This window comes from Kribbella sp. ALI-6-A (assembly GCF_001984195.1).
In the GTDB taxonomy this organism is placed as follows: domain Bacteria; phylum Actinomycetota; class Actinomycetes; order Propionibacteriales; family Kribbellaceae; genus Kribbella.
Genome location: NZ_MTQN01000009.1, coordinates 949,916 through 973,184, shown reverse-complemented (window position 1 = coordinate 973,184; position 23,269 = coordinate 949,916). Strand labels below are relative to the sequence as shown.

The following is a 23,269-nucleotide window of genomic DNA, read 5'->3' as shown; positions in this document are numbered from 1 at the left end:
GGTTGCGGCTGTGATGAGGCTGAAGGTGTCGCACATCGTCTGGGACTGGAACGGGACGCTGCTCGACGACAACTTGGCGGTGCTTGCCGCGGTCAACGAGGTGTGCGCGGGGTTCGGGCGGGCTCCGCTGACCTGGGACGAGTGGCGCGAGGTGTACGCGCGGCCGATGCGGCTGTCGTACGAGAAGATCCTGGGCCGGGAGCTGTCCGAGGAGGACTGGGCCCGGGTCGACAAGCTCTACCACGAGCGGTACGACCTGCTGCTGCACACCTGCGGCCTGGCGCCCGGCGTACCGGACGGGTTGCGGGCGTGGGGTGAGAGTGGGCGGACGCAGTCGCTGCTGTCGATGTGGTTCCACGCGCAGCTCGTCCCGACGATCGACGGCTTCGGGCTGACCGAGCTCTTCCAGCGGGTGGACGGGTTGCGGAGTGCGGTCGGTGGCGGCTCGAAGGCGGAGCACCTCGCCAATCACCTCACGGCACAGCAGCTCGACCCGGCGGACGTCGTACTGATCGGTGACGTCGTCGACGACGCCGATGCCGCCCGTGCGGTCGGCGCGCACTGTGTGCTGGTCACCACCGGTGCGATGTCGCGTACGGCGCTGCAGGCGACCGGGTTCCCGGTCACCGACTCCGTGCCCGACGCACTCGGCACGCTCGCTTCTGGGTAACCTGGCGGGCGCCGCCTGCCCCGGCGGCCGACCGGATAGGAGACGATGTCCCCCGTGACCTCACGTGACGCCCAGGACGCGCAGGCCCGGCCGGCCCCGTCAGAGGCCGATCCGGCTCTCGCCGGACTGACGGTCGGTCTCGGTGGCCCGGCGGGGCGGTTCGCCCGGTTGAGCTCGTCGTGGTGGACCCCGCTGCGGATCGCGCTCGCGGTCTGCACGGTCACCTTCGCGCTCGGCGTGCTGCAGAAGGCGCCGTGCATGGACGCCGGCTGGGACCGGCAGAGCTGGCGGCCGTTCAAGGCGCTGTGTTACTCCGACATCGGGTACCTGTACCAGGAGCGCGGGTTCGCCGAGGGCAACCGGCCGTTCCTCGACACCGGCAACTACCCGGTGCTGGAGTACCCGGTGCTGACCGGCGGGTTCATGGAGGTCGCGGCGCAGATCACCTGGGTGATCACCGGCGATCCGCAGCAGGACGTCACGGCCGAGCAGAAGCGTGACACCGCCGGGGTCTTCTTCGTGGTGAACGTGGCGCTGCTGTTCATCTGCGCGCTGCTGCTGGTCGGGCTCACCGTCGCGACCGCGCGTGGGGTCGCGTCACGTCCGGGCGGAGCACGCGGACAGCCGCTGGACGCCCTGTACGTCGCGGCGGCGCCGGCGCTGGCGCTGACCTCGACGATCAACTGGGACCTGTTCGCGGTCGTGCTGACGGCCGGTGCGATGTGGGCGTGGTCTCGGGGCAAGCCGATCTGGTTCGGCATCCTGCTCGGGCTGGGAACGGCGGCGAAGTTCTACCCGTTCCTGCTGCTCGGGCCGCTGCTGATCGTGTGCCTGCGAGGACGCAAGCTGTGGCCGTGGTTCCAGGCAGTGGTGGCGGCGGTGGTCGCCTGGGCCCTGGTGAACGCGCCGATCTACCTGCTGGCCAAGAACGAGTGGATGTCGTTCTGGGTCTTCAACGACGAGCGGGCCAGCGACTACGGCTCGATCTGGTACGTGCTGAAGCTGGCCGGCAACGAGGTCGCCGACGTCAACAAGCTGAACATCGTGATCTTCGCCGGCCTGTGTCTGTCGATCGCGATCCTCGGCCTGATGGCGCCCCGGCCGCCGCGGTTCGCGCAGCTGGCGTTCCTGGTCGTCGCCGCGTTCCTGCTGATCAACAAGGTGTACTCACCGCAGTACGTGCTGTGGCTGCTGCCGCTGGTCGCGCTGGCCCGGCCGAAGCTGCGGGACTGGCTGATCTGGCAGGCCTGCGAGTGCTTCTACTGGATGATGGTCTGGCTGCATCTGGCGCAGTTCCTCGTGCCCGGGCAGCCGGAGGCGCCGGACAAGATCTACTGGCTGTCGGTGATCCTGCGGATGGCCGGCACGCTCTACCTGATGGTGATCGTGTCCCGCGACATCCTGCTGCCCGAGAAGGACCCGGTCCGCCAGGGCGACCTGGTCGACGATCCCGGCGACGGCGTCGCGCCCGACTTCACACCTCGCGAGCGGGTTGCGGTCTAGTAGAGCTTCGAGACGTCCAGGTTCCCACCGCTGATCACGGCGGCGGTGGGACCGGTGAGACGCAGCTTGCCTTCGAGCAGGGCGGCGAACGGCGCCGCCGCGGCCGGTTCGAGGGCGAGCTTGGTGCGGGACATCACCAGCCGGGTGGCTTCGAGAATCGCGTCCTCACCGACCCGGACCAGCTCGTCGACGTACTGCTGGATGATGCCGAAGGTGTGCGTGCCGCAGACCGGCGCGGCCAGACCGTCGGCGAGGCTTCGCGCGGTCGGCAACTTCTGCGGGGATCCGGCGGCCAGGCTGCGGCTGACGACGTCGGCGTTCTCTGGCTCGACGCCGACGATCCGGACTGAGGGGTCGGACAGTTTCATCGCCAGCGCGACGCCGGAGATCAGCCCGCCACCGCCGACCGGGACGAGCACCGTGCGGGCCTGCGGAGCGTCGTCCAGCAGTTCGAGGCCCAGACTGCCGTGCCCGGTGATCACGTCGAGGTCGTCGAACGGGTGGACGCCGGTCAGCCGCCGCTCGTCCCGGATCGCCTCGTACGCCGCGATCAGGTCGCCCTCGACGAGTTCCACCCGCGCGCCGTACGCGCGGGCCGCGTCGACCTTCGCCTGAACGGCGGTCCTCGCCATCACCACGGTCGCCGGGACCCCGGCGTCGCGCGCGGCCCAGGCGAGCGCGCCCGCGGCGTTGCCCGCGGACACGGTGATCACCCCGTGCTCGCGCTCACTGCCGGTCAGCTGCAACGTCTTGTGCAGCAGGCCGCGCACCTTGAAGCTGCCGGTCTTCTGGAACAGCTCGGCCTTCAACGCCAGCGATCCGCCGAACAACTCGTCGAGCGCACTCGAGGTGATGACCGGCGTGCGGTGGATCCGGCCGGACAACCCGGCGGCGGCGTGGCGGATGTCGGCGAGAGTCGGCATGCGGCCGAGCCTAATTCGCCGACCCGGCCACGAGACCTACCTCGCCGCGGAGATCCCGGCCGGCTGACGCACCGCGTCGGCGATGGTCCGCGCGAAGGTGTCGAACGCCGGGGTGTGGTCAGTCAGGAACAGGTACGGCTCGATCAGTTCGAGTTCCATCAGCAGGAAGCGCCCGGCGGAGACGATGCCGTCGACCCGCGCGTACGCCGGGGTGGTGCTGAGCGCGGCGAGTGCCTCGGTGGCGCCGGCGATGACGGCGGCGGGCGGCTCGGCCTGCTCGGCGGTGCCGCCGTACTCGTGCTGGACCCGGTAGTCGCCCGTGCCCGGCCGCTTCACGACCGCGTGGGAGTAGACCCCGCCGAAGAACATCAGCGACCACTCGCCGTCGGTCTGCACCTCCGGCTGGAACGGCTGGACCAGGTAGACCGTGTCGGGCAGGTCGTCCATCGCGCGGCTGAGCTCCTCGGAGCCGGCCACGCCGCGGACGGTGTGCAGCGCGCTGGCGCTGACCGTCGGCTTGACGACGATCTCCTGGCCGGACAGCCCGCCGACGACCTCACGCAGGCAGGCGCCGGCGGCGACCTGTGACGGCACGATCGCGACGCCGCGCTCGCGCAGCTCGAGCAGGTAGCTCTTGTCGGAGTTCCAGCGGACCAGTCCGCTGTCGTTGATCAGCCGGACGCCGGCCTTGTCGAGCTGGCCGAGCCATTCGGTGAACTCCAGGTACCGGGTGTGGTAGTCCCAGACCGAGCGCAGCAGGACGGCGTCGTACGACGACCAGTCGACCGACGGGTCGGTCCAGACCCGGACGTCGGGCTCGAGCCCGGCCGCCCGGAGCGCGGGAACGAGCGGGAGGTCGTGCTCGTGCAGGTCCGGGTGGTCGGCCGAGGTCGCGAGAGCGATACGCACGGTCACGGTGGTTGCCTTTCGGATGCAGCCTTGGGGCTCCGCGGCTACGGCGCCCGGATCAGTGTCCGAGCGCTCTGCCCAGAAATCAACCGGGATACCGCGTCCGATCTGTGACGCAGCGTGATCACGAGCAGCACCACCAGCAGGGCGCCGAGGTGGATCAGACCCTGCTCGACGTCGTGCCCGAAGTTCGCGTACGCCGCGTAGGCGGCCAGCGGGACGGCGAGCCACTCGGCCCGTCCGGCGAGCACGGCGAGCGCGATCAGCGGCAGCCCGTACCAGGGGTACGTCGGCGTCGCGACGAGCAGAGCGGCGCCGTACAGCCAGCAGCAGGTGACGGCGACCGGCTCGCGCCCGTGCCGGCGCAGCGCGAGCAACGCCAACCCGACGGCGAGAACACCGGCGGCGACCTGACGGGCCTCAGGAGGCAGCACCAGCGCGAGAATCGCCGATCGCGAGCTGCCGTCGGAGAAGCCCTCCTGGGTGAGATAGCCCGGCAGGAATCCGGCGACGAGCGTGCCGGCGACGAGCACGTGCGGCAGGTAGCTCGCGATCAAGGTGCTGACGGCAACCAATGGCGTCCGGCGGTTGGTGAGCGCGGGCAGCAGGAGAAGCGGAAGGAGCTTGACGGCGCCGGCCGCGCCGAGCAGGACGCCGGCCAGCCAGGCGCGGCGGCGGGTGAGTGCCGCGATCACCAGCAACGCGGCGAGCACGTCGACGTGCGCGGAGCTGCCGGCCTCCAAGGCCACGATCGGTGACCAACCCCACAACGCGGCCCAGCGTGGATCACGGCCGCGGCGCTTCAGTTCGACGGCGAGTAACCAGGTGAGACCGACAGCGATCAAGGCCGCGGCCAGTTGCAGCCCGAAGGTGCCGGCCGACCACGGAGTGAGCAGGGCGACCACCGTGAAGTACGCCTGCGCGACCGGCGGGTAGATGGTCGGCACGAGCGGCCGATTGATCCTGGTCCGCGGGTCGTCCTGGGAGAGCGCCGCGACTTCCGCCGCATCTGTTGGGACGCGTGGCGGGCCGACGACCCCGGTGCGGTCGGCAGGCGTCAGTCCAGGGAACAGGACAGGGTCGCGCAGCGTGGCGAGCGCGTCGTCCAGCGGCACATGCGAGTACGGCGAACTGCCGGACAGCTGAACCCGCCCGTCCCACACGTACCGATAGGCGTCCGTGCTGGTGATCGGCGCGTGCAGCAACCCAGGCACCTGACACACCGCGGCGCCGGCCACGAGCAGCAGCACGCTCTTCGGCCCGCCGAGCTTGATCAGCGCCAGGACCAGCAATGAGGCACCGATCAGTACGACGTTCGGCCACCACCCCTGTGCAGCCGTGACGATCACCGCGGCACTGCAGGCGACCGCCAGGACGAGCGTCTTCATGAGGCGCGGCGGAAGGTCAGGAAGGCCCGGTGGTTGGTCCGCCAGTCCTCCGTGGGGCGGAGTCCCGCCGCGGAGGCGTGACGCAGGACGGCGCGGGTGCCGAGCCGAGCCCAGGGAAGGGGGTGCGACCGTCGACCGGTCGTGGTCCGCAGCACGATCGGGCGGGTGTCGTCGAGGTCGTCGTCCGGATCGACCTCCACCAGCACGACGCCGTCCGGCCGGATCAGCTCGGCGCAGCGGCGCAGCAGCGACTCGGGTCGCCCGCCGATGCCGATGTTGCCGTCCATCAGCAGCACGCTGCCCCACCGGCCTTCGCCGGGCAGGGCGTCCTCGACCGGCCGGCGCAGCGCCGGTGCGCCTCGCCTGGTCGTGAGCCGGACGGCGTGTTCGGAGATGTCGACGCCGAGTGCCGCGATGCCCTGCTCGGCCAGAGCCGTCACGATCCGGCCCGGACCGCAGCCGATGTCCAGCACCGGGCCCTCGCAGCGACTCAGGGCGAGCCGGTCGGCTTCGTCGGCCGGTGCGCTCCAGCGGTCCACCTCGCTCAGTCCTGGGACCACCCGCCCGTCGGTGCCGGTGGCAACGACCTCCACTCCTTCGAGCGCGCGTTCGAAGAGCAGAGCCGGATGAGCCGACGTCTGCAGCCGCCGGTGCAGCCGGGACACCCGCAGCTCCGGGTACGCCGCTGCGATCACCGCCGCGTCCACCGGCGTGTCCATGTCGCGCAAAGTCGGCAGCAGCTTCACCTGGTAGCCCAGCGCTTGCAGGCGGGTCAGCTGGTCCTGCCCGGTGTGGTCGGTCGACATCGGTACGCCGACCAGCGCCCGCCGATCAGGGGTGCGCAGCCCCAGGCACCAGTAGCCGCCGTCGTCGGTCAGCCCGAGCACGGCGTCGTGGCCGTCCCAGTCGACGCCCAGGTGCGCCGGAGTCAGCTGCGGGGTGTCCATGCCGACCAGCAGCATCGGCGTGCCGTCGTACGCGTCCTCGAAGGCGGCGGCGAGGCGCTGGTCGAGTCCGTCTCCCCGCTGGGTGACCACGGCGAACTGGTCGGGGAGCCAGGACCCGGCTGCGCCGTCGAGCGCGACGACGTACCGGCGTACGGGGGTGGCGCTGACGGCGGCGAGGGTGTCGGACAGCGACGCTCTGGCCAGCGCGGCCGCTTCCTTCGGGGTGAACTCCGACTGCAGCCGGGTCTTCACCTTGCCGGGCTCCGGCGCCTTGGCGATCACGATCAGCGTGCCGGCGGTCATCGGGCCAGCACCTTCGACATGTCCTTGACCGCCCGGGCCGCGCCGAGCGGCGTACCGGTGACCTTGGAGCGTCCGGAGCGCGGCAGGTAGTCCACGTCGACCTCGGCGATCCGCCAGCCGGCGTCGGCGGCCTTCACGACGGTCTCCAGCGGGTAGCCGGAGCGCCGGTCGACCAGCTGCAGGTCCAGCAGCGCCTCCCGACGAGCTGCGCGCATCGGACCCAGGTCATGCAGCCGTACGCCGGTCCGGCGGCGGATGCGGCGGGACAGTTCGGCGTTGGCGAGGCGGAGGTGCCAGGGCCAGGCGTCGCGGGAGATGGGCCGGCGACGGCCGAGCATCAGGTCCATCCGGCGCGACAGCACGGGTGCGGTGACCTTGACCAGTTGGCGGGGGTCGAGCGACGCGTCAGCGTCCAGGAACGCGACAACGTCGGCCGTCGCGACCTCCAGCCCGGTGTGACAGGCCGCGCCGTACCCGCGCAGCGCGCACCGTACGACGGTGGCGCCCAGCTTGGTGGCGATCTCCGCGGAGCCGTCGGTGGAGCCGTTGTCCACGACAACAGCCCGTACGCCGTCCGGCAGCCGCCCGAGCACCCAGGGCAGGGCAGCGGCCTCGTTGAGACACGGCAGGATCAGGTCGACCTCGGCAGCAGACACCATTCGACGGTAGGGAGCTTTCGCGGGCTTGCGGGCCGTGCGGCGGCTACAGGTCGCTTACGGCGGGTTCCGGCGTCCGGACGAGGTGGAGACACCACTTAGGCTCTGACCGTGGCTACTCGTGTGCTCGTGGTGGACGACGACCCGACCGTGTCGAACGTGGTGTCGGCGTACCTGACCAAGGCCGGGTACGACGCCCGCGTGGTCGCGGACGGCGTGAAGGCGGTCGAGGTCTGGCAGCAGTGGAAGCCGTCGGTCGTCGTACTGGACGTGATGCTGCCCGGCCTGTCCGGTCTGGAGGTGCTGCGGCGGCTGCGGGCCGCGGACGACGGCGCTGCGGTGATCATGCTGTCGGCGCGTGGCGAGGAGGAGGACCGCCTGGTCGGGCTGGAGTTCGGCGCCGACGACTACGTGGTCAAGCCGTTCAGCCCGCGCGAGCTGACGCTGCGGGTGCAGGCCATGCTGCGGCGCGAGGAGCGGCTGGCCGGTCTCGACCTGACGCCGACCAAGCTGCACTCCGGTCCGGTCGTCGTCGACACCGCGGCCCGGACCGCGACGTTGGACGGTGCCGAGCTGTCGCTGACGCATCGCGAGTTCGACCTGCTGGCGTTCCTGGTCGCGCACCAGGGCAAGGCCTACACGAAGGCGGAGCTGCTGCGACGGGTCTGGGGCTGGGACTTCGGCGACTCCTCGACCGTCACCGTGCACATCCGCCGGCTGCGGGAGAAGATCGAGGCCGACCCGTCCGACCCGAAGCTCGTGCTGACCGTGCCGCGGACCGGATACCGCTTCGCCGGCGAGGCGCAATGAACCGCGACCAGGTCACGATCCTCGCGATGACCGCGCTCTGGACGCTGCTGGTCGGGGCGATCGGCGCGGTCGTACTGTGGCGGGTCCGGCGCCGGTCGTTGCGGATCACGATGATCGTGGTGTCGCTGGCTCCGCTGGCGGCCGCGCTGGCCGCGGTCGGGCAGAGCGTCCGGGCGATGTTCATCTCCGCGCACGACTCGCTGGTCGTGCTCTGGACGCTGACGTTCTCCGGGCTGCTCGGCCTGGCGATGTCGGTGATGCTCGCGCACTGGATCAGCGCCGGCTCGCGGGACGTCGGGCGGCGGCTGCGGGACCTCGGTACGTCGTACGAGGCCGTGGGTGCGGTGACGAACGGCAACGTGCCCGCCGAGCTGGCCGAGCTGACGAACGAGTTGGAGACGACCCGGGCCCGCCTGGCGGCGTCCCGGGAGCGGGAACGCGCGCTGGAGGCCAGCCGGCGCGAGCTGGTCGCGTTCATGTCGCACGACCTCCGTACGCCGCTCGCCGGGCTGCGGGCGTTGTCGGAGGGCCTGGAGGACGGCGTCATCGAGGACGCCCCCGGAGCTCTTCGGCAGATGCGGACCACGGTGGACCGGATGACCGGGCTGGTGGACGACCTGTTCGAGCTGTCGCGGCTGTCGGCCGCTCCGCCGCCGCGGCGCCGGTCGGCGGTCAGCCTGCGGGAGCTGGCCGAGGACGTGGCGGGGGAGACCAGCGAGCACGCCCGGTCGAAAGGCGTCACGGTGGCGGTCAGCGCACCGGACGACGACGACCGGCTGGCGGTTCACGGCGACGCTGACGAGCTCACTCGCGCAGTGAGCAACTTGGTCGGCAACGCGATCCGGCACACGGCACCGGGCGGCACGGTGAAGCTGGCCGTCGACCGGGAGGACGACGGGCGGGTCCGGCTGGCCGTCACCGACGGCTGCGGCGGCATCCCCGACGACGACCTCGAGCGGGTCTTCGACATCGGCTGGCGCGGCGACGAGCAGCGCACTCCCGCCGCTGCGTCCGCCGGAACCGACCTGGGCAGCAGCGGCGGCGGACTCGGCCTGGCGATCGCCAGGGGAGTGGTGGAGTCTCACGAAGGCACCATCGAGGTCAGCAACGTTCCCGGCGGCTGTGCGTTCAGCATCGACCTGCCGCAGGTGACGACTACCCCGTAAGCCCTACCGGCCCGAGCGGACCAGGTCGGCGACGCCTGAGGCCAGGTCGTAGGTGGGCTTCCAGCCGAGTGTGTCGCGCAGGCGCTGGGAGCTGGCAGTGATGTGGCGTACGTCGCCGAGGCGGTACTGGCCGGTGACGACCGGTGCCGGTCCCTCGCAGGCCTTGGCCAGCTCTGTGGCGAGGTCGGCGATCGTCCGCACGGCGCCGCTCCCCACGTTGTACGCCGTGAGCGCCGGGTGCTGCGCCTGCGTGACGCCGGCGGCTGCCGTGGTCACCGCGGTGGCGACGTCCTGGACGTGCACGAAGTCGCGGCGCTGGCCGCCGTCCTCGTAAACCCGCGGGGCCTCGCCGCGGGCGAGCGCGGAGCGGAAGAGCGAGGCGACCCCGGCGTACGGGGTGTCGCGGGGCATGCCGGGGCCGTAGACGTTGTGAAAGCGCATCGCGGCGACGTGGCCGCCGGTCTCCCGCGCCCAGGCGGCCGCCAGGTGCTCACCGTTCAGCTTGGTGGCGGCGTAGGTGTTGCGCGGGTCGGTCGGTGCGGTCTCGTCGACCAGGCCGGGTCGCAGCTGCGCACCGCAGAGCGGGCAGGGCGGCTCGAAGCGGCCGGCGTCCAGATCCTCGGTACGCCGGGGGCCGGGTGCGACCACGCCATGGCGGTCGCACTCGTAGCGGCCTTCGCCGTACACGACCATCGAGCTGGCGTAGACCAGACCGCGGACTTGGCTGTGCGCGAGCTGCTTGAGCAGGACCGCGGTGCCGAGGCTGTTGCTGGAGACGTAGTCGTCGATGTCGTCGAGATCCACCCCCAGGCCGACCTTCGCGGCCAGGTGGATGACGACGTCGACGCCGTGCAGCGCGGTGGCGACTGTGTCCGGGTCGCGGATGTCGCCGACGATCAGGCCGGCCAGGTCTTCGGGTGGAGTGCTGTGCACATCCTGCCGCAGCGAGTCCAGTACGACGGGGTCGTGGCCTTCGGCAAGCAACTGCGTGTGGACGTGGCGGCCGATGAAACCCGCACCGCCGGTGACCAGGACTCTCATCGGACCACCGCCGCGGTCCACAGGTGCTCCGCGGCGGTGCCGTCGAGGGAGTGGTGGCAGCTGCAGTCGCCGGTCGGGAGCTCGCCGATCACGGCACCGAGCAGGGCTTTGAGGCGTTCGATGCTGCGGCTGAAGACCTCGAACACCTCGGCCTGGGTGACACCCTCGCCGGCGACGACACCGGCGTCGTGGTCGGTGACGACGGCGACGGAGGTGTAACAGACGGCCAGCTCGCGGGCGATCGAGGCTTCGGGCGCGCCGGTCATGCCGACCACGGACCAGCCCTGCGCGGCGTGCCACCGGGACTCGGCGCGGGTGGAGAAGCGCGGGCCGTTGATCACGACCATCGTGCCGCCGTCCACGATGTCATTGCCAGCAGCAACAACCGTACGGCGGCCGGCCGGGCAGTACGGGTCGGCGGGGGAGGTGTGCACCACCGGGCGCGGCGGGCCGTCGTACAGGGTGTGCTCGCGGCCCCAGGTGCGGTCGACGTACTGGTCGGGCACGACGATCGTCCCGGGGACCAGCTCGGGGCGCAGTGAGCCGACGGCGCACGGGCCGAGCACGGTCCGGACGCCGAGCGAGTGCAGCGCCCACAGGTTCGCGCGGTAGTTCACGCGGTGCGGCGGCAGCCGGTGGTCGGCGCCGTGGCGCGGGACGAAGGCCACCTCGCGGCCGTTCACCTCACCGACCACCGGGGGCTCGCTGGGTGGGCCGAACGGCGTCTCGACCGTGACGGGCCGCGCGTCGGCCAGGAACGAGTAGAAGCCGGAACCACCGATCACACCGATCTCTGCCATGGTTCCGAACCTAGGGGCTGCCCGCGCGGCCGTTGCCGCTTCCGGGCGGACCGTCAGCGCCCCGTAAGAGCTCACCGCCGGGAGCCCGTGAGAATGGGGCCGTGGAGCTCTCCGGCGTACTGGTGCTGATCGGCGCCGTCGTGCTGCTGCTGGTGATCTTCTACGGCAGCTGGACGGCCGGCCGCCTCGACCGTCTGCACCACCGCGTCGCCACCGCTCGGGCTCGGCTGGACACCGAGCTGGCCCGCCGGTCCGCGCTGGTCGCCGAGCTGGCCGTCAGCGACGTACTGGACCCGGCGTCGTCGCTGCTGCTCCTGGACGCGGCGCACCGGGCCAGGACCGCGCCGGACGAGGAGCGCGAGCAGCGGGAGTCCGCGCTGACCAGAGCCATCGCCGCGATCGACACCGACGAGCAACCGTGGGCGGGCGAGCTGGCAGCCGCCGTACGCCGGGTGCAGCTGGCCCGGCGGTTCCACAACGACATCGTGGTGTCGACCCGCAACCTCCGCACCCGGCGGCTGGTCACCTGGTTCCGGCTGGCCGGCCACGCGCCGATGCCGAGCACGATCGAGCTGGAGGACGGCAGTTGATCGACGAGACCTTCGAGCAGGAGGCAGAGCGGTACCGGCACGAGCTGCGGGTGCACTGCTACCGCCTGCTCGGCTCGTACGACGACGCCGAGGACCTGGTCCAGGAGACCTACCTGCGGGCCTGGCGTGGCCGGGCCGGATTCGAGGGCCGCTCGAGCCTGCGCACCTGGCTGTACCGGATCGCGACCAACGCCTGCCTCGACGACGTACGACGTCCTGCGCGCGTCCTGCCGTACCAGCTGGAGCCGGAGTCGTTCCCGGCCGAGGCGCTGCCGGCCCGCCACGACTTGCCCTGGCTGCAGCCGTTCCCGGATTTGCTGCTCGACCGGGCCGAGGAGCCGGACGCGCAGGTGATCCGGCGCGAGACGATCGAGCTGGCGTTCCTGACCGCGATTCAGCAGCTACCGCCCAGACAGCGCGCGGTGCTGATCTTTCGGGACGTGCTCGGCTGGTCGGCGAAGGAGACCGCGGAGGTGCTCGACCTGACCGTCGCGGCGGCGAACTCGGCGCTGCAGCGGGCGCGGCCGGTCCTGCGTGCGCACCTGCCGGCTCGGCGTACGGAGTGGTCGGCGGAGCCGTCCGCCGCGGAGGAGAAGTTGGTGGCGAAGTACATGGCGGCGTTCGAGGCGGGCGACGCTGCCGGGCTGGCTGCGCTGATGCACGAGGACGTGCGGGTGACCATGCCGCCGTACCCGTTCTGGTACAGCGGGCGGGACAAGGCCGAGCAGGTGTTCGCCGCGAACTTCGAGCCCGGTGGTCCGGCCAATCGGGGGCGCTGGCGGTTCGAGGCGGCGCGGGTCAACCGCCAGCCGGCGGTGGCGGCGTACCTGGAGGGTGGTCGTGGGTTCGAGCCGTTCGCGGTCGTGGTGTTCCGGATCGAGCAGGGGCTGGTGGCCGAGATGACCGCCTTCGAGAACGTCGACTTCGCGCGCTTCGGGCTGCCGGGCTACTTGGCGTCGGCGTAGCACTCGACGATCGCCGTGCCGAACGGGAAGCGGGTCGGCGTCGTACCGAAGCAGAGCGTGCCGGCCAGATCCCCGGCGGCCTGGATCGCGGCGGCGACCTGCTCGGCCTCCTCGGCCGGGCAGTGCACGATCACCTCGTCGTGCTGGAAGAAGACCAGCTCGGCCTTGAGCGAGGCGATCGACTGGCGCAGCGCGGCCATCATCAGCACCGCCCAGTCGGCGGCGCTGCCCTGGACGACGAAGTTGCGGGTGAAGCGGCCCCGGGCGCGGGCCCGGCGTCCGTCCACCTGCGGCTCGTCGGCCGGCGGACCCTCCAACTGGGCGGCGTCGAGTTGGGAGCCCGACGGCGGACAGGTGCGGCCGAGCCACGTGCGGACCAGGCGGCCCTCCTCGCCCGCGCGGGCCGCGTCGTCGACGTACTGGACGGCCTTGGGGAACCGCTTGCGCAGATCGGCGAGGTTCTTCAGGCCGTCGCCGGAGGTCTGGCCGTAGATCGCGCCGAGCACGGCCAGCTTGGCCTTGGCCCGGTCACCGGAGAACGCGGTGTCCGACACGGCCTTGTAGAGATCGGCGGCGTCACCGGCCACCTTCATCAGGCCCTCGTCACGCGAGATCGCTGCCAGCACCCGCGGCTCCAACTGGGACGCGTCGGCCACGACCAGCCGCCAGCCGGGGTCGGCCACGACCGCCCGGCGGATCACCTTCGGGATCTGCAGCCCGCCACCGCCGTTGGTCACCCAGCGGCCGGACACCGTGCCACCGGGGACGAAGCCGGGACGGAAGCGGCCGTCGTGGACCCAGTCGTGCAACCAGGACCAGCCGTTCGCCGTGTAGATGCGGTAGAGCTTCTTGTACTCGATCAGGGGCTCGACCGCCGGGTGGTTGATGGTCTGCAGCTCCCACCGCCTGGTCGAGCTGAGCTGATACCCCGCCTGCTTGAACGCCTTCAGTACGTCGGCCGGAAGGTCCGGCCGCACCCGTCGGCCGAACGCCTCCGACACCTGCTCGGCCAGCTCGGTCAGGCGCCGCGGCTCGCCGCCACCCGCGTAGCGCTCACCGAGCAGCTCGGTCAGCAGGGCCCGGTGGTCCTCCGCGCTCCAGGGCAGACCGGCGCGATCCATCTCGGTGGCGATCAGCCAGCCCGACGACTCGGACGCCGTCAGCAAGCGCATCCGCTCGGGGTGCTCGGTGTCGTGGTGCCGACGCAGCTGGTCGGCGTACACCCGCAGCAGCGCTTCGAACGGCAGCGGCTCGGTCTCGATGTCGAACAGCGACGACTGCTCACCACCCGGCTCGGTGGCACGCATCGGCGGATCGGGCGGCACCGGCTGGTCGGTCAGCCGTGCCCACGCAGCCGCCGCCGACCGCGGCTCGCCGAGCCGTCCCGCATGGCCGAGCAGCAGCCCTTCGGCGGTCTCGATGTCGTAGCACCGCTCCACCCGTACGCCGGCCGCCAGCAGCCGCGGGTAGATCTCGGCCGTCGACCGCCAGACCCAGCGGGTCACCTGAGGCCGCGACGCGACCGCCGCGGCCAGATCCGGCTCGTGAACGATCTCCCCGGCAGGCTGCCCGTCCGGGTGCAGGGCGACGAGCAGCGCCCCACCACCCTCCGCCGGCGCGATCGCCCACCGCTCGTCCACGCGATGATCCTCGCACCCGCCACCGACAGACTCCGCGGGCACCGGCGTCGATGAGAAACGGCTCATCTCGGTGAGAGTCTCCTCATGAACCCTGCGCGCAGGGTTAGGCACTCCTAGGATCCCGAGCGTCGGGTTCAACCGGTGGGGGCTGGTTCCGGCGTGCGAAGGGGGGTGGGGAACCCCCCTGCCAGGAGGGGGATACAGCCATGTCCAGTTCTCTGCGTACTCGTCGGAGCGTGGCCGCGGTCGCCGCCGCTCTCGCGCTCGTCGTCGGATTGGTCGCGGTTCCCGCGACGCCGGCGGTCGCCAGCTCCGTCTACACCGTCACCACGACCGCCGACCAGGTCGACTCCGACATCGGCAACGGGCTGTGCGCCACCGCGGCCGGCGCCTGCAGCCTGCGCGCGGCGATCCAGGAGTCGAACGCCACCACGGTCGCCGACACCGTGCACGTCCCGGCGGGCACCTACCCGCTGACGCTCGCGGGTCAGGGCGACAACGGCGCGAACAACGGTGACCTCGACCTGTCCCGGCCGATCACGATCCTGGCCACGGGTACGGCGGTCGTCGACGCGAACGGGATCGACCGCGTGCTGGAGATCCACCCCGACGCGGGTGCGGTCACCGTGTCGGGACTGACCCTGCGCGAAGGCAGTCACGGTGAATTGGGCGGCGGTCTGCTCAACGCCTCCACCGGCACGGTCCGGCTGCAGAACGTCGCCGTCCTGGACAGCTCCGCGACCACCACGGGCGGCGGCATCGCGAACGAGGGCACCGGCCGGCTCGAGCTGACCGGTGTCACCGTCGAAGGAAACCGGACCGACGGCGAGGGCGGTGGCATCGCCACCTCCCTCGGCGCCCTCACCGTCACCGGTACGTCGGCAGCGCCCAGCCGCATCGCCGGCAACGAGGCCCGCACCGGCGCCGGACTGTTCAACAGCGGGGAGCCCGGCCCCGACGGCCTGCCCAGCATCGCCACCATCAGCCACGCCACCTTCCAGGGCAACGAAGCCTCCGGCGCGGGCGGCGGGATCTTCGTCGGCCACGAGGGCGAACTGGTCGTTGCCGACAGCACCTTCACCGCGAACACGGCGGCCGAGTACGGCGGCGCGGTGGCCGCGGTCGCGAAGACCACCGTCAGCCTCGCCCGCGGCACGCTGCAGCAGAACGTCGCGGGCGGCTCCGGTGGCGGTCTGTCCTCCGACACCGAAGGTCCGGTGTCGATCACCGGCGTGACGGTGACCGGCAACCAGGCGGGAGATCCGGTGTCGGGCGACGGCGGTGGCGGTGGCATCGACGCCGGTGGCTCCGGCGCGGTCACCATCGCGGACTCGACGTTCAGCGGCAACCGCGCGACCGGGCCCGGTGGCGGGGTGTCGCTGGGCAGCAACGGGTCGGTGACGGTCCGGGACAGCCGGATCACCGGCAACACGACAGCCGGCGACGGCGGCGGCCTGGCGAACGGCGGCCAGCGCGTCGGCCTGGAACGCCTGGTGATCCAGAACAACCGCGCGACCGGCAACGGCGGCGGCGTCGCCAGCGACGGCAGCGGCGACTTCACGCTGCTCGAGAGCACGCTCAGCGCGAACACCGCGGCCAGTGGCGGCGGGCTGGCCAACGAGGCCGACGGCGCCCTGCGGGTGGTCCGCTCGACGATCTGGAACAACAGCGCGCGGTCCAGCGCCGAGGAGGACAGCGGTCTCGGCGGCGGCGTGTACGGCCTGGGCGACGCCGAGGCGACGTACGAGAACACCACGATCAGCGGCAACTACGCGCAGGTGCGGGGCGGCGGGCTCTACGTCGACTCCGACTCGTCGGTGCGAGTGGTCAGCTCGACCATCGCGCACAACAGCGCGCCGGTGGCCAGCGGGGTCGGGGGTGAGGTGACTTCGCCGAACTTCCCGGTGCTGCCCAGTCCGTCGGTGCTGTTCCGCAACACCGTTGTCGGCGGCAACCAGCTGGGGGCCGGGTGCAACTTCGCGATCGGGTCCGAGGGCGGCAACCTCGACTCGGCCGACAGCTGCGGGTTCCGCGGCCCACGGGACCGGACGAACGCCGGCGACCCGCGGCTGGACGCGGTCGCGGACAACGGCGGCCGGACCATGACGCAGGCGCTGCGGGCCGACAGCTTCGCGGTCGACGGTGGCGTCTCACCGTGCCCGCCGACCGACCAGCGCGGGGTCACCCGGCCGAAGAGCACCACCTGCGACATCGGAGCCTACGAGCACGAGGGCCCGTTCGGCCCGCCGGACGTGACGCCGCCCAACACCAGTCTGATCAATCCGCCGGCCGCGGTGGGGGAGTCGGCGACGTTCCGCTTCGCCGGCACCGACCAGGTGACGCCCGCGGGCGAACTGCTGTACGAGTGCCGGATCCTGCACCACGACCCGACCGAGCCGCCGCCGGACCCGACCGAGCCGCCCGACCCCGAGTTCGCCTTCGCCGGCTGCCCGAACCCGTACGAGGTGCACGGCGTCGAGGAGGGCGACAACCGGATCGAGGTCCGGGCGGTGGACCGGGCCGGCAACGTCGACCCGACGCCGGCCGTGCACGAGTTCGTCGCCGGCCAGGACGTCACGGCGCCGCAGACCAGTTTCACGCTGACCCCGCCGAACCCGAGCAGCGGCCGGACCGCGACGTTCGGCTTCACCGCGACCGACGACCTGACCCCTCCGGCGCTGATCGAGTTCGAGTGCCGGCTGGACAGCACGGACGAGGAGGCGTGGCTGGAGTGTTTCCATCCGGCCACGTTCTCCAACCTCACACCTGGCCAGCACACGGTTCAGGTCCGGGCGACGGACCAGATGGACAACGTCGATCCGACACCCGCGTCGTACACGTGGACGGTCGCGTCGCCGGCCGACTGCGACGAGGCCAACGTGACCCTGACCGCCGTCGCCGACAGTTGGGTCGACGAGCGCAGTCCGGTGGAGAACTTCGGAGCGCTGCCGGATCTCACCGTGCGCTCCGCCAGTCCGGGCGCCGACGCCCGCACGTTGGTCCGGTTCGGTCAGCCCGGTGCGTTGCCGGACGGCTGCGAGCTCACCTCGGCAACGCTGCGGCTCAACTCCGAGAGCGCTGACGCGGGCCGCACGCTGGCCGCCGTACCGGTCGACTCGGCGTGGAACGAGACCGCGGTGACCTGGAACAATCAGCCGGCCGCCACCGGCCCGGCGGTCGACGCGACCTCCGGTTCCGGCTTCCGGGAGTGGAACCTGACCAGCCAGGTCGCGGCCGTCCTCGCCGGCGGACCGAACCACGGCTTCCTGATCCGCGACACCGCGGAAGAGGCCGATCCGGGCGCCGAGCAGAACTTCACCAGCCGGCAGGCCGACCAGGACCCGGCGGCACCGCCGACCCGGCCCCAGCTCGTCCTGCGCTTCGGCGGACCCGGTACGCCGCCTCCGCCACCACCGGCCGATGCCGAGCCGGAGACGGTGAGCTGCGGACAGGTCCTGACCAAGAGCACGAAGCTGCTCAACGACCTGACCGACTGCCCGCTGGACGGCCTGGTGATCGGCGCGCCGAACATCCTGGTCGACCTGAACGGCCACACCGTCGACGGCCCGGGCTACTTCCCCGATCAGCCCGGTTCACCGGTCGAGCTGCCCGAGGGCGGTCTGCCGGCCGGCGTCCGCAACGTCGGGTACGCCGGGGTGGTCGTCCGCAACGGCACGATCAGCGAGTTCGGGTCGGGCGTGCAGCTGATGGCCGGCTCCCGGTTCGGCACCGTTCAGGGGCTGACCCTGCGCGGCAACGCCGTCGCCGGGATCGAGCTGTCCGACGCCGACGACGGCCGCAACGGCAACAAGGTGCTCGGCAACACGCTGACCGGCAACGAGACCGGCGTCGCGCTGGTCAACGGCAGCGAGCACAGTGTCGTCGAGAACAACGTGCTGACCGGGAACCGGGCCACCGCGATCCACGCGTGGTCCGGCGGCGGCCACCGGATCGCGGGCAACCGGATCAGCGGCGTCACCGGCGATCCGTTGCTGAGCAGTGACGGCGGCATCCTGGTGCAAGGCTCGACCGGCAACGTGCTGGTGGCGAACACGCTCAGCGACACCGGTGACGCCGGCGTACTGATCACCGACGGCGCGCACCGCAACCGGGTCGAGAACAGCACGTTCAGCCGGACCGGGGACGCCGCCGTCGCGATCGACGAGTCCGACGGCAACCAGGTGCTCGGCAACGCGGCCTATCTGGCCTCGGACAGCGGGATCAGTCTGTCCGGCGCGAGCGCTTCGGTGGTCCGGGGCAACGACGTCCGGTTCAACCCGGGCGGCGTCGAGCTCGACGCCTCGTCCGACAACCTGGTCGAGGACAACGACGCGAGCCGTACCTCGGGCACCGGCGTCACCGTCGGCCACGACTCGTTCCGCAACCGGATCCTCGACAACCTCGCCACCGCGACCAGTGCCGACGGCATCGCGCTGCTCGGCGAGGCGCTGGACGCCAACGGCGACCCCGCCGCGGGCAACCTGGTCCGCGGTAACACCGCGCACAGCAACCTCGGCGACGGGATCAGCACGGCGGCCGGGCACACGCTGACCGGCAACCGGGCGCACAACAACGCCGCCTGGGGCATCCAGGCGGCCGAGCCGGTGGTGGACGGTGGCGGAAACCTTGCCAACGGCAATGGTCAGGAGGATCAGTGTGAGGGCGTCTCCTGTGGGCCCGGTACGCCGGTGCCGCCGGAGCTGCCCGACACGACCGCCCCGGACACCGCCATCAGTACCCGTCCCACCGACCCGAGCAGCAGCTCCGCGACCGCGACGTTCACCTTCACCGGCACGGACAACCTCGCCCCTTCCGGTGCGTTGCGGTTCGAGTGCCGGCTGGACGCTCCGGCCGGAAGCGACTCCTGGACGGACTGCCCGACCCCGGTCGGCTTCGGTTTCCTGCCCGCGGGTGAACACACCTTCGAGGTCCGCGCGGTCGACCCGGCGGACAACGTCGACGCCACGCCGGCCGCCTACACGTGGACCGTCGTACCGGCTCCGCCGGGGACCGACAGTCTGCCGCCCGGTACGACGATCCACACCGGGCCGGAGCTGGTCGGCACGAGCACGACGGCGACCTTCGGCTTCCGGGGCAGCGACAACCTGACGCCCGGCCCGAACCTGCGCTACGAGTGCAAGCTCGACGCCGGCGCGTACGAGTCGTGCGTGACGCCGAAGACGTACACCGGTCTCGCGCTCGGCCAGCACACCCTCCAGGTCCGCGCGATCGACCTGGCCGGCAACGTCGACCCGACCCCGGCGACCCGGATCTGGACGATCGGGCAGCCGGCGGCCGACACGACCGCGCCGGACACGCTGATCGGCTCCGGACCCGACGCGACCACCGTGGCGACCGCCGCGACGTTCGTGTTCACCTCGTCCGAGGCCGGATCGACGTTCACCTGCGCGCTGGACGGCGCGGCGTACACGGCCTGCACCTCGCCGCACCAGCTCACCGGCCTGCCCGTGGGTGACCACACCTTCCGGGTCCGGGCCACCGACGCGGCGGGCAACACCGACGCGACGCCGGCGGCGTACGGATGGACCGTGAGTGCGGCGCCGGTTCCGGTCGCGGCGACCTGCGGTCAGGTCCTCACCCGCAGCAGCCTGATCACCAACGACCTGACCAATTGCCCGAACGACGGGCTGGTGATCGGCGCCAACGGCATCACCGTCGATCTGGACGGTTCGGTCGTCGACGGCACCGGTCAGGGCGCGGGCATCCGCAATCCCGGCTTCGACGCGGTCACCGTCACCGGCGGGACCGTGCAGGAGTTCGACCACGGCGTCCAGCTGACCGCGGGGACGGCGCTCGGCATCGTCCGGGGGCTGACCGTGCGGCTCAACCAGGAGACCGGGATCCAGCTGACCGACGCCGATGGCGGGGGCAACGGCAACATCGTCCGCGAGAACACGCTGGCCGGCAACGGCTCCGGCATCAGCCTCGAGGGCGGCACCCAGGGGGCGGCCGTGCTGCGCAACACGATCGGCGGCAGCACCCGCCAGGGCCTGCAGGTGCTCGCCTCCAGTGGCAACACGCTGGAGGGCAACACGGTCACCGGGTCGGGCGAGACCGGCCTGCTGCTCGATGCGTCCGGCAACAACACGGTGGTGAGCAACTCGGTCACCGCCGGCGCGAAGACCGCGATCCTGGTCCAGGCCGGGTCGCACGCCAACCGGCTGGAGGGCAACACGGTGCGCGACGGTGAGTCGGGCATCCAGCTGGTCGACTCCGACGACACCCAGGTGGTGGCGAACATCGCCCACCAGCTGGACAAGTCCGCGGTGGTGCTGGAACGTGCCGACGACACAGTGGTCCGGGGCAACGACCTGCGCTTCAACGGCGGCGGCGTGGACCTGCACGAGTCCGGCAACAACCGGGTGGAGTCGAACACCGCGAGCGAGAACTCCGACACCGGCATCTCGGTCGGCGCGCTGTCACTGGGCAACGTCGTCGTGGGCAACGAGGCGTCGGCCAACGCGTCCGAGGGCATCGCGGTCGAGGCCGAGGTGACGGCCGGGTCCGCGCTGCCCGGCAACCTGCTCGAACGCAACACCGCGGACGACAACGCCGGCGACGGCATCGCGGTGAACAAGGCGGGTCACACGGTCACCGCGAACAGTGCCAACGGCAACGACGGCTGGGGGATCCACGCCGAGACCGGCACCGTCGACGGCGGCAGCAACCGCGCCGTCGGCAACAGCGAACCGACCCAGTGCCACAACGTCGACTGCAGCGGCGGCACTCCCGTCCCGCCGGAGGTCGCGCCGCCGAACACCGAACTGCTGGACTTCCCGGCGAACCCCAGCGGCAGCCGCTCGGCCGCCTTCCTGTTCACCGGCATCGACGACAACACTCCGCTGACCGAGCTGTCCTTCGAGTGCCGGATCGACACCGGTGCGTTCACCGACTGCGAGAACCCGCGGCTGTACTCCGGCCTGGCGCCGGGCACGCACACCTTCCAGGTGCGGGCCGTCGACCTCGCCGGCAAGGTGGATCCGACCCCGGCGAGCTACGTCTGGGTGATCGAGCTGCCGCCGCCCGGCGTACCGCCGGACACGAAGGTGCTGACCGGACCGGCGCCGCAGACGCCGCTGGAGGACGCGGTGTTCACCTTCAGCAGCACCGAGCCGGACACCACCTTCCAGTGCTCGCTGGACGGTGCCGCCTTCACCGCCTGCACCTCGCCGCAGGAGTACGCCGAGATCTCGTACGGCGCGCACGAGTTCCAGGTCCGGGCGATCGACCCGGAGGGCAACGCCGACGCCAGTCCGGCCGTCCACAGCTGGACCAGGACCGGACCGCCGGTGGTCACCATCCAGTCCGGTCCGGCCGATCCGACCACCAGCAACGACGCGACGGTGACGTTCATCGCCAACGAGGCGGTGGCCAAGTACGAGTGCTCGCTCGACCTGGCGACGTTCACCGAGTGCACCTCGCCGGTGACCTACGAGGGGCTGGCGGTCGGCGACCACTCGTTGCGGATCCAGGCGACCGACCTCGACGGGGTGGTGTCGGGTCCGGACGAGATGGGGGTGCACGAGTGGCAGATCGACCCGCCGCTCGACACCGTGCCGCCGCAGACCGTGCTGACCACCGGTCCGGCCAGCCCGAGTGGCACGGCGTCGTTCGTCTTCACCGGCACCGACAACGTGACGTCCCCGCAGGGGCTGACCTTCGAGTGCCGGCTGGACAGTGACAACGAGGCGGACTTCGCCGAGTGCACCAGCCCGCACAGCTATCCCAACCCGGACTTGCCCGAGCCGCTGACGCCCGGGCAGCACACGGTCGACATCCGGGCCGTGGACGTCGAGGACAACGTCGACCCGACCCCGGTCCGGCACACCTGGACCTTCACCGGGGACACGGTGGCGCCGCTGACGGCGTTCGCGTCCGGACCGCCGGCCACCACCGCGGCGACCGAGGTGACGGTCACCTTCGCCGCGAACGATCCGTACGCGACGTTCGAGTGCTCGCTGGACAACGCGGCCTTCACGCCCTGCGAGTCGCCGCACCAGGTGCAGGGTCTCGCGCCGGGAGCGCACCAGCTGCGAGTCCGCTCGACCGACTTGTCCGGCAACACCGAGGCCGTGCCCGTCGTCCGCAGCTGGACGGTGGTCACCGCGCCCGACACCACCATCACGTCCGGACCGGCCGCCACAACGGCCAGTACGACGGCGACGCTGGCGTTCGGCGCCGACCAGGCCGGCTCCACCTTCAGGTGCTCCCTGAACGGCGTCCCCTACGCGGCCTGTACCTCACCGGTCACCGTGACCGGGCTGGCGATCGGTAGCCACAACTTCCGGGTGTACGCCGTCGAGCCGAGCGGGCTGGTCGACGCGACGCCGGCGGTGCACACCTGGACGGTCGCGACCCCGGCACCGGTCTGTACGCCGGGCACGGTGACCGTCGGCGCGGCGGCGGACAGCTGGTTGCTGCAGAGCTCCGGAGGCCAGAACTACGGCACCGACTCGGTGCTGAAGGTCGACACCAAGTCCGGGGCGAACGCCCGGGCGATGGTCCGGTTCAACCTGCCGGCCGTGCCGCCCGGGTGCTCGATCACCGACGCGAAGCTGCGGCTGTACGCCACGTCGTACAAGGCGGGACGCACACTGCAGGCGCTGCGCACGAACGGGCCCTGGACCGAGTCCACCGTGACCTGGAACAACCAGCCGGCCACCACCGGGACAGCGGTGACGGCAGCCTCGCCGACCAGCAACCGCTACGTCGAGTGGGGAGTCGTGTCGCAGCTGCAGAGCATGTACGCCGGGGCCAACCACGGCTTCCTGATCCGCGACAGCGCGGAGAACGGCGGCGGGCTGGACCAGGCGTTCCACAGCCGGGAGAAGGGCACGGACAACCCACCGCGCCTGGTGATCACCTTCGGCTGACCCTGGTCACCGGCCGGCGCCGTTCACGGACTGTTCGCCGGCCGGTGACCGCTCCGACATGGAC

15 protein-coding genes are annotated in these 23,269 nt (G+C 71.7%); 7 read left to right on the top strand and 8 right to left on the bottom strand.

Annotation, left to right across the window (positions count from 1 at the left end; all coding sequences use genetic code 11):
• The first annotated feature begins 13 nt into the window (after window positions 1–13).
• Both BWI15_RS13400 and BWI15_RS13395 read left to right on the top strand, forming a co-directional pair.
• Window positions 14–670 (top strand): HAD family hydrolase, encoded by a 657-nt coding sequence (locus tag BWI15_RS13400; protein ID WP_083750728.1) that lies wholly within the window; start codon window positions 14–16, stop codon window positions 668–670.
• Between the two features lie 45 nt (window positions 671–715).
• The gene (locus BWI15_RS13395; protein ID WP_077014622.1) at window positions 716–2,173 is read left to right on the top strand and encodes a glycosyltransferase family 87 protein; all 1,458 of its coding nucleotides are present in this window, start codon (window positions 716–718) and stop codon (window positions 2,171–2,173) included.
• On the opposite strand, the gene BWI15_RS13390 is transcribed toward BWI15_RS13395, so the two are convergent.
• Genes BWI15_RS13390 through BWI15_RS13370 form a run of 5 tightly spaced genes read right to left on the bottom strand, consistent with a single transcriptional unit; the run spans window position 2,170 to window position 7,299 of the window.
• Window positions 2,170–3,096, bottom strand: a complete 927-nt coding sequence (locus BWI15_RS13390) for a threonine ammonia-lyase (protein WP_077014621.1) — start codon at window positions 3,094–3,096, stop codon at window positions 2,170–2,172. The genes BWI15_RS13395 and BWI15_RS13390 overlap by 4 nt on opposite strands.
• A 36-nt stretch (window positions 3,097–3,132) precedes the next feature.
• The gene (locus tag BWI15_RS13385; RefSeq protein ID WP_077014620.1) at window positions 3,133–4,011 is read right to left on the bottom strand and encodes an ATP-grasp domain-containing protein; all 879 of its coding nucleotides are present in this window, start codon (window positions 4,009–4,011) and stop codon (window positions 3,133–3,135) included.
• A gap of 38 nt (window positions 4,012–4,049) precedes the next feature.
• Window positions 4,050–5,393, bottom strand: a complete 1,344-nt coding sequence (locus BWI15_RS13380) for a glycosyltransferase 87 family protein (protein ID WP_077014619.1) — start codon at window positions 5,391–5,393, stop codon at window positions 4,050–4,052.
• Entirely contained in the window at window positions 5,390–6,643 is a 1,254-nt protein-coding gene (locus BWI15_RS39355) for a DUF2064 domain-containing protein (protein WP_077014618.1), read from the bottom strand. The genes BWI15_RS13380 and BWI15_RS39355 overlap by 4 nt, the downstream gene beginning before the upstream one ends.
• Window positions 6,640–7,299: a glycosyltransferase family 2 protein gene (locus tag BWI15_RS13370; protein ID WP_202817632.1), complete on the bottom strand. Its 660-nt coding sequence runs from the start codon at window positions 7,297–7,299 to the stop codon at window positions 6,640–6,642. The genes BWI15_RS39355 and BWI15_RS13370 overlap by 4 nt, the downstream gene beginning before the upstream one ends.
• Window positions 7,300–7,410: 111 nt before the next feature.
• Here BWI15_RS13370 and BWI15_RS13365 point away from each other — a divergent pair, with 111 nt between their 5' ends.
• Window positions 7,411–8,109, top strand: coding sequence for a response regulator transcription factor (locus BWI15_RS13365; RefSeq protein ID WP_077014616.1), 699 nt, complete (start codon window positions 7,411–7,413; stop codon window positions 8,107–8,109).
• The gene (locus BWI15_RS13360) at window positions 8,106–9,275 is read left to right on the top strand and encodes a sensor histidine kinase (protein WP_083750727.1); all 1,170 of its coding nucleotides are present in this window, start codon (window positions 8,106–8,108) and stop codon (window positions 9,273–9,275) included. The genes BWI15_RS13365 and BWI15_RS13360 overlap by 4 nt, the downstream gene beginning before the upstream one ends.
• A 3-nt stretch (window positions 9,276–9,278) precedes the next feature.
• Here the strand turns inward: BWI15_RS13360 and BWI15_RS13355 are convergent, their stop codons facing one another.
• Both BWI15_RS13355 and BWI15_RS13350 read right to left on the bottom strand, forming a co-directional pair.
• On the bottom strand, window positions 9,279–10,316 hold the full coding sequence (locus BWI15_RS13355) for an NAD-dependent epimerase/dehydratase family protein (RefSeq protein WP_077014897.1): 1,038 nt from the start codon (window positions 10,314–10,316) through the stop codon (window positions 9,279–9,281).
• Window positions 10,313–11,116 (bottom strand): S-methyl-5'-thioadenosine phosphorylase, encoded by an 804-nt coding sequence (locus tag BWI15_RS13350; RefSeq protein ID WP_077014615.1) that lies wholly within the window; start codon window positions 11,114–11,116, stop codon window positions 10,313–10,315. The genes BWI15_RS13355 and BWI15_RS13350 overlap by 4 nt, the downstream gene beginning before the upstream one ends.
• A gap of 101 nt (window positions 11,117–11,217) precedes the next feature.
• On the opposite strand from BWI15_RS13350, the gene BWI15_RS13345 reads away from it, so the two are divergent.
• On the top strand, window positions 11,218–11,706 hold the full coding sequence (locus BWI15_RS13345) for a hypothetical protein (RefSeq protein ID WP_077014614.1): 489 nt from the start codon (window positions 11,218–11,220) through the stop codon (window positions 11,704–11,706).
• Window positions 11,703–12,671 (top strand): RNA polymerase subunit sigma-70, encoded by a 969-nt coding sequence (locus tag BWI15_RS13340; RefSeq protein WP_237771263.1) that lies wholly within the window; start codon window positions 11,703–11,705, stop codon window positions 12,669–12,671. Before BWI15_RS13345 ends, BWI15_RS13340 begins: the two co-directional genes overlap by 4 nt.
• On the opposite strand, the gene BWI15_RS13335 is transcribed toward BWI15_RS13340, so the two are convergent.
• Complete coding sequence (locus BWI15_RS13335) at window positions 12,653–14,311, bottom strand: bifunctional 3'-5' exonuclease/DNA polymerase (protein WP_077014613.1); 1,659 nt, start codon at window positions 14,309–14,311, stop codon at window positions 12,653–12,655. The two genes, BWI15_RS13340 and BWI15_RS13335, sit on opposite strands and share 19 nt — an antisense overlap.
• Before the next feature lie 206 nt (window positions 14,312–14,517).
• Between BWI15_RS13335 and BWI15_RS13330 the strand changes: the two genes are divergently transcribed.
• Window positions 14,518–23,205, top strand: a complete 8,688-nt coding sequence (locus BWI15_RS13330) for a right-handed parallel beta-helix repeat-containing protein (RefSeq protein WP_143465545.1) — start codon at window positions 14,518–14,520, stop codon at window positions 23,203–23,205.
• Window positions 23,206–23,269: the final 64 nt, after the last annotated feature.